Genomic DNA, 5,711 nt, shown 5'->3' on the forward strand with positions numbered 1-5,711 from the left:
AGTAGATGCCCTCGCCGGTCACCGGGTTCACCAGCCCCGCGGCGTCCCCGACGAGCAGCACCCGTCCCGACGGCGGGCGCCAGCGCGGCCCGGACAGCGGCAGGTGGTGGGCGACCCAGTCGCCGCCGCCGGCGGTGCTGCCGGGCAGGAGCGCCTCGAGCTGCGCGAGCATCCGTGCCCGGCCCGGCCCCCGGCCGCCGCGCAGCACCTCGCCGTAGCCGACGTTGGCCAGGCCGTCGCCGCGGTCGAAGGACCAGGCGTAGGCCGTGGTCGGCCCGGTCCCGAAGGCGATGACCTGGGCACCCTCGCGTCCCGCGGACACCGGCGCGTAGCCGCGCAGGGCCAACGCGGTGCCACCGGCGGGCCGGCCGCCTCGAGGACCGAGCCGTCGGCGCAGCACCGAGTGGGCCCCGTCCGCGCCCACGACGACCTCGGCGTCGATCCGCCCGTCGAGCACGACCGGGGCGTCGGTGCCGTCCGCGCCCCCGCCGACGTCGCGGACCCGGTGCCGGAGCAGGTGGGCCCCGGCCGCCCGGGCCGCGTCGACCAGGCGCGCGTCGAACACGCGGCGCGGGACGACGTAGGAGGGCCGCGGCATGGTCCGGTCGACGCCCTGCCCGTCGCGGTCGAGGCGCAGCCGGGCGACGGGGACCCGGTCGTCGAGCAGGCCGGTCACCCCGACCTCGGCGAGCCGGTCGAGCACGTGCGGGGCGACCCCGTCGCCGCAGGCCTTGTCGCGGGGGAACTCGGCGCGGTCGAGCAGCGCGACGCGCAGACCCGGGTCGGCGTGCAGGGCGCCCAGCGCGGCCGCGGTGCCCGCCGGCCCGGCGCCGACGACGGCGAGGTCCCAGCCGGCCATCAGCCCGCCGCCACGAGCAGCACGACGTCGAGCAGTGCGATCGCCATCGCGGCCCGGAACGGGGTGCGTCCCCGGGCCGTCGCGGCGACCGCGGCCAGCGCCACGACCAGCACGAGGGCGCCCCAGACCCACGCGGCCGGGTGGCCGGTGGGGCCCAGCGCCGCGAGCAGGGAGGCGGCGAGGAGCAGCGCCGCGGCCAGCGGGCGGGCCGCGCGTTCCCCCAGCCGGTGGGGCAGGCCGCGGACGCCGGTGCGGGCGTCGTCGGCGAGGTCGGGCAGCGCGTTGAGGACGTGGGCGCCGACCCCGAGCGCCGCGCCGGCCGCGGTCGTCCACCACGGCGGCCACGCCGGGCCCGGGCCGGCCAGGGAGGCGACGGCGGGCAGCGTCCCGAAGGCCACCGCGTAGGGCAGCCACGAGAACCACGTCGCCTTGAGCACCAGGTTGTAGGCCTGCGCGGAGCCGACGCCGAGCACCAGGTGCACGGCCCCGCTGCGCCACCCCGCCGCGAGTGAGAGCACCACGCAGGCGAGTCCGGCGACCGCGAGGGCCACGACGACGGGCCGGGCGGTCAGGGCTCCCGACGCGAGCGGCTTGTCGGTGCGCCCGACGCGGCGGTCGCGGCCGGCGTCGACGAGGTCGTTGACCCAGCCGACGGTCAGCTGCCCGGTGAACACGGCCGCGGCGACGAGCACGACGGTGCGGGCGGGGCGGTCTGCGTCCACGGCCAGCAGCGCCGTCACCGTGGTGACCGCGGCCGCCGGGCCGGGGTGGGACGCCGTCAGCAGGGCGGCGGCCCGGGAGCGGGGGGCGCCCGGAGCCGACGCGGTCGTCGCGGTGCGCATGGACCTCCCCGTCGTCGGGGCAGGTTGTGCGCCGCGTCCGCCGCGCAAACCCGCCCGGGCTCGTCGTCAGGGTGGCACGGATGGATCAGTGACGGCGCCGTCGTCGCCGCGCTCGCTCAGGCGGCGCAGCGACTCCCGCGGCCCGGTGGTCTTGCTGTGCAGCAGGGCCGCCTCGATCCGGCGCTGCGTCCGCCGGGGCTCCTCGACCTCGACGACGAGGCGGTGGAAGGGCCGCCCGGACAGGTAGACGACCACGACGTAGGGGCCCCCGCGGGCGCCCCAGAGCTGACGGCGCTCCCCGATCCCCCAGGCCCCGACCCGCAGCCGCCCGGGCCACCAGACGCCGGGGCACGGCACGTGCGGGCTCGACGCCACCGCGTCCGCACGGGTCATCACCCGCGCGCCGACGACCCGCGCGTACGGCACGTCGAGCCCCGCGGAGCACGCGGCGGCCAGGTCGGCGCCCGTGAAGCGCACCCGGAGCCCGGTCGCCGTGACGTCGAGACTGATCACGTCCACACCTCGGAGGTTCGAGCGCGAACGGGCAGAACGCCCGTCGCTCCAGCGCCGCCCCCCTGAGCTGGAGGACGAGCGGGATCGCCACCTTGTCGGCGCAGGCGACGCGGGAGTTAGCCGCGAGGGCCCGGTCGGGTCGAAGTTCGTTCGTCCGTCGGTGTCACACGTCGTCATCCGGACGCAGCAGTACCCCCACCGCGGCGGGGTCCCGGACAGCCTCGGGACATCCGGGTCTCGAGGACCCGGATCTCCGGTGTGGCTGCGGAGCGGACGTCACGGCCGTGGTCGGCCGGTGTCCGACCGGCTCAGGTCCCGGTCAGGAGCGGCAGCACGTGCCGGGTGAAGAACCGGCCGTCCGCCGGGTGCGACAGCCTCGTCGCCACCTCGTCCGGGGCGAACCACCGGGCCTCCGGGTTCGACGTGTCGAGCGGGTGCAGCTCGGCCTCGGGGCTGCGGAACAGGTACAGCGTGATCGTCTTGTACTCGGGCAGGCCGTGGCGGACGGCCATGCGGGAGAACGACCCCAGCTCGCGCACCAGCTCCAGGTCGCCCAGGCCGCACTCCTCGTGGATCTCGCGCCGGGCCGCGTGGAGGACCGTCTCGCCGTCCTCGACGTGGCCCTTGGGCAGCGACCACGTCCGGGACCGCTGGCGGACGACGGCCACCCGGCCGTGCGGGTCGACGACCACCCCACCCGCCGCGCGGCTCCGGAACATGCCCGGGGTGTGCCCGGTCGGGGCTCCGCGTACCCGGGACGGTCACCCGACCCTGCGGTCCCGGCCCTCCCACTCCCGGTCGCGGAGGTCCTTCTTCTGGATCTTGCCGGTGGAGGTCTTGGGGAGGTCGGTGATCTCGACGGCCACGGGGCGCATGAAGCCGGCCAGGTGCTCCTTCGCGAACGCGAGGATGTCGTCCTCGTCGGCCTCCGCACCGTCGACCAGCTCGACGAAGGCCTTCGGCCGCTCTCCCCAGCGCTCGTCCGGTGTCGACACCACCGCGACCTCGGCGACCGCGGGGTGCTCGGCGATGGCCTGCTCGACGACGATCGTGGAGATGTTCTCGCCGCCGGAGACGATGATGTCCTTCTTGCGGTCCCGGAGCTCGATGTAGCCGTCCGGGTGGCGGACGGCGAGGTCGCCGGAGTGGTACCACCCGTCGCCGAGGGCCTCCTCGGTCTGCTCGGGGTCGTCGAGGTAGCCGGTCATCACGTTGTTGCCGCGCATCAGGACCTCGCCGAGGGTCTCGCCGTCCGCGGCCACCTCCTGCCCGTCGTCGTCGACGACCCGGACCGGTTCGGCGATCACGTAGTGGACGCCCTGGCGGCCGAGCAGCTGCGCCTGCTCCTCCGTCGGGAGCTCCTCCCACCCCGGCTGGCGTTCGCAGATCATGTAGGGCCCGTAGAGCTCGGTGGACCCGTAGACGTGGATCGGGCGGATGCCGGTCTCGGCGAGGCGGGCGAACAGTTCGGCGTTGGGCGGGGAGCCCGACACGGTCGTGATGACCTCGCGGTCGAGCGGATGGGCGCTCTCGTGGTCGAGGAGCGAGTTCTGGACCGTGGGGGCGCCGTTGTAGTGGGTCACGCCCTCGGCGTCGATGAGCTCCCAGATGCGCCCGGGGTCGACCTTGCGCAGGCACACGTGGCGCCCGCCCACTGCGCAGACGGCCCACGTGAAGCACCAGCCGTTGCAGTGGAACATCGGCAGCGTCCACAGGTAGACGCTCTCCGGGCTCAGCCGGGTCTCGACGACCTCCCCGAGGGCGTTGAGGTACGCGCCGCGGTGGTGGTAGACCGCGCCCTTCGGCCGGCCGGTGGTGCCCGAGGTGTAGTTGACCGAGATCGGCTCGTCCTCGTCGTCGAGGACCGTGGGCAGGGCCTCCTCCGACCCGCCGGCGAGGAAGTCCTCGTAGGGGTCGCCCGCCGCCCCGGTGTCGTCGATGCGGACGACCCGCCGCCCGCCGTCGTCGCCGTCGCCGTCGTCGTCGTCGCCGGGGCCGACGAGGTGCTCGTACTCGTGGTCCACGAACACGAACCGCGCGCCGGAGTGGCCCAGGATGAACCCGACGTCGTCGGCGGTCAGGCGGTGGTTGACCGCGACGAGCACCCCGCCCGCGGCGGGGACGCCGTAGTGCGCCTCGAGCAGTGCGGGGATGTTGGGCGCGATGAACGCGACCCGGTCACCCTTCTCCAGCCCCGCGTCCCGCAGGGCCGACGCCAGGCGGCGCACCCGCATGGCGAGCTCGCGGTAGGTGTAGCGCCGGTCCTCGTGGACGACCGCGACCTTGTCGGGGTAGACGAACTCGCTGCGCCACAGGAACGAGACCGGGTCGAGCTCGCTGCGGTGGGCCCGGCGCACCTGCGCCGACCCGCTGATCTCCGTCACGTCGTCGCCCCTGTCGACCGGAGCTCGTCCGGCAGCTCGACCGACCGCCGGAGGATCTTCCCGGTCGGCCCCTTGGGCAGCTCGTCGAGCAGCCAGAGGTGGGGCGGGTACTTGTAGGCCGCGACGCGGGACTTCGCGACGGCCCGCAGCTCCTCGACGGTGGCCGACGCGTCGGGCTTCAGCGCGATCGCCGCGCCCACCTCCTCGCCGAGGTCGGTGTGGGGGATCCCGACGACCGCCGCCTCGGCCACGGCCGGGTGCTCGTAGAGGGCCTCCTCGATCTCGCGGGGGTAGACGTTGTAGCCGCCCCGGATGATCAGTTCCTTCTTGCGGTCGACGATGGCGTAGTAGCCGTCCTCGTCGCGCCGGGCCAGGTCGCCGGTGCGGAACCAGCCGTCGGGGATGGACTCCGCGGTGGCCTCCGGGCGCCCCCAGTAGCCCTTCATCAGGCCCTCACCGCGGATCGCGATCTCGCCCACCGCGTCGTCGGCGACGTCCTCGCCCTGGTCGTCGACCAACCGCAACTCCATGCCGGCCACCGGGGTCCCGATAGACCCGGGCTTGCGCTCGGCGTGCGGGTGGTTGAACGAGGCCACCGGCGAGGTCTCCGAGAGCCCGTAACCCTCGAGCACGATGGCGTCGAAGGCCTCCTCGAAGCCGCGGAGCACCTCCACCGGCATCGCCGACCCGCCGGAGACGCACGCGCGCAGCGACGACACGTCGTAGCGGTCGCGGTCGGCCACGTGCAGCATCGCCGAATACATCGTCGGCACGCCCTCGAAGACGGTGACGTGGTCACGCCCGATGATCTCCAGCGCCTTCGCGCCGTCGAACCGCGGCAGCAGCGTCAGGCACGAGCCCGACAGCACCGACGCGTTCAGCCCGCACGTCAGCCCGAACACGTGGAACAGCGGCAGGCAGCCCATCACCACGTCGTCGGGGGAGATCTCCATGAGGGTGCGCGCCGAGGTCCGCGCGTTCGTCGACAGGTTGGCGTGGGTGAGCTCGGCGCCCTTCGGCGAGCCGGTCGTGCCCGAGGTGTAGAGCACGACGGCGGTGTCGTCGTCGGCGCGCTCCACCGGCCCGTCGACGGCCTCGGCGCCCTCGAGCTGG

At 74.9% G+C, this 5,711-nt stretch carries 6 protein-coding genes; all 6 read right to left on the reverse strand.

The window, feature by feature from the left end:
* Positions 1–859 (reverse strand): NAD(P)/FAD-dependent oxidoreductase (locus AC0CYZ_RS24005; protein ID WP_472219995.1); only part of this gene is annotated, 859 nt, incomplete at its 3' end.
* Positions 859–1,701, reverse strand: coding sequence for a UbiA family prenyltransferase (locus AC0CYZ_RS24010; protein ID WP_472219997.1), 843 nt, complete (start codon positions 1,699–1,701; stop codon positions 859–861). The genes AC0CYZ_RS24005 and AC0CYZ_RS24010, both read right to left, overlap by 1 nt.
* A gap of 66 nt (positions 1,702–1,767) precedes the next feature.
* Complete coding sequence (locus tag AC0CYZ_RS24015; protein WP_472219999.1) at positions 1,768–2,214, reverse strand: hypothetical protein; 447 nt, start codon at positions 2,212–2,214, stop codon at positions 1,768–1,770.
* Between the two features lie 308 nt (positions 2,215–2,522).
* Positions 2,523–2,933: an NUDIX domain-containing protein gene (locus AC0CYZ_RS24020; protein WP_472220001.1), complete on the reverse strand. Its 411-nt coding sequence runs from the start codon at positions 2,931–2,933 to the stop codon at positions 2,523–2,525.
* A gap of 42 nt (positions 2,934–2,975) precedes the next feature.
* Positions 2,976–4,598 (reverse strand): acyl--CoA ligase family protein, encoded by a 1,623-nt coding sequence (locus AC0CYZ_RS24025; protein ID WP_472220003.1) that lies wholly within the window; start codon positions 4,596–4,598, stop codon positions 2,976–2,978.
* Positions 4,595–5,711, reverse strand: a 1,117-nt coding sequence (locus tag AC0CYZ_RS24030) for an AMP-binding protein (protein WP_472220005.1), incomplete at its 5' end; no start/stop codon positions are given. The genes AC0CYZ_RS24025 and AC0CYZ_RS24030, both read right to left, overlap by 4 nt.

It is taken from the genome of Actinomycetospora sp., assembly GCF_055612215.1.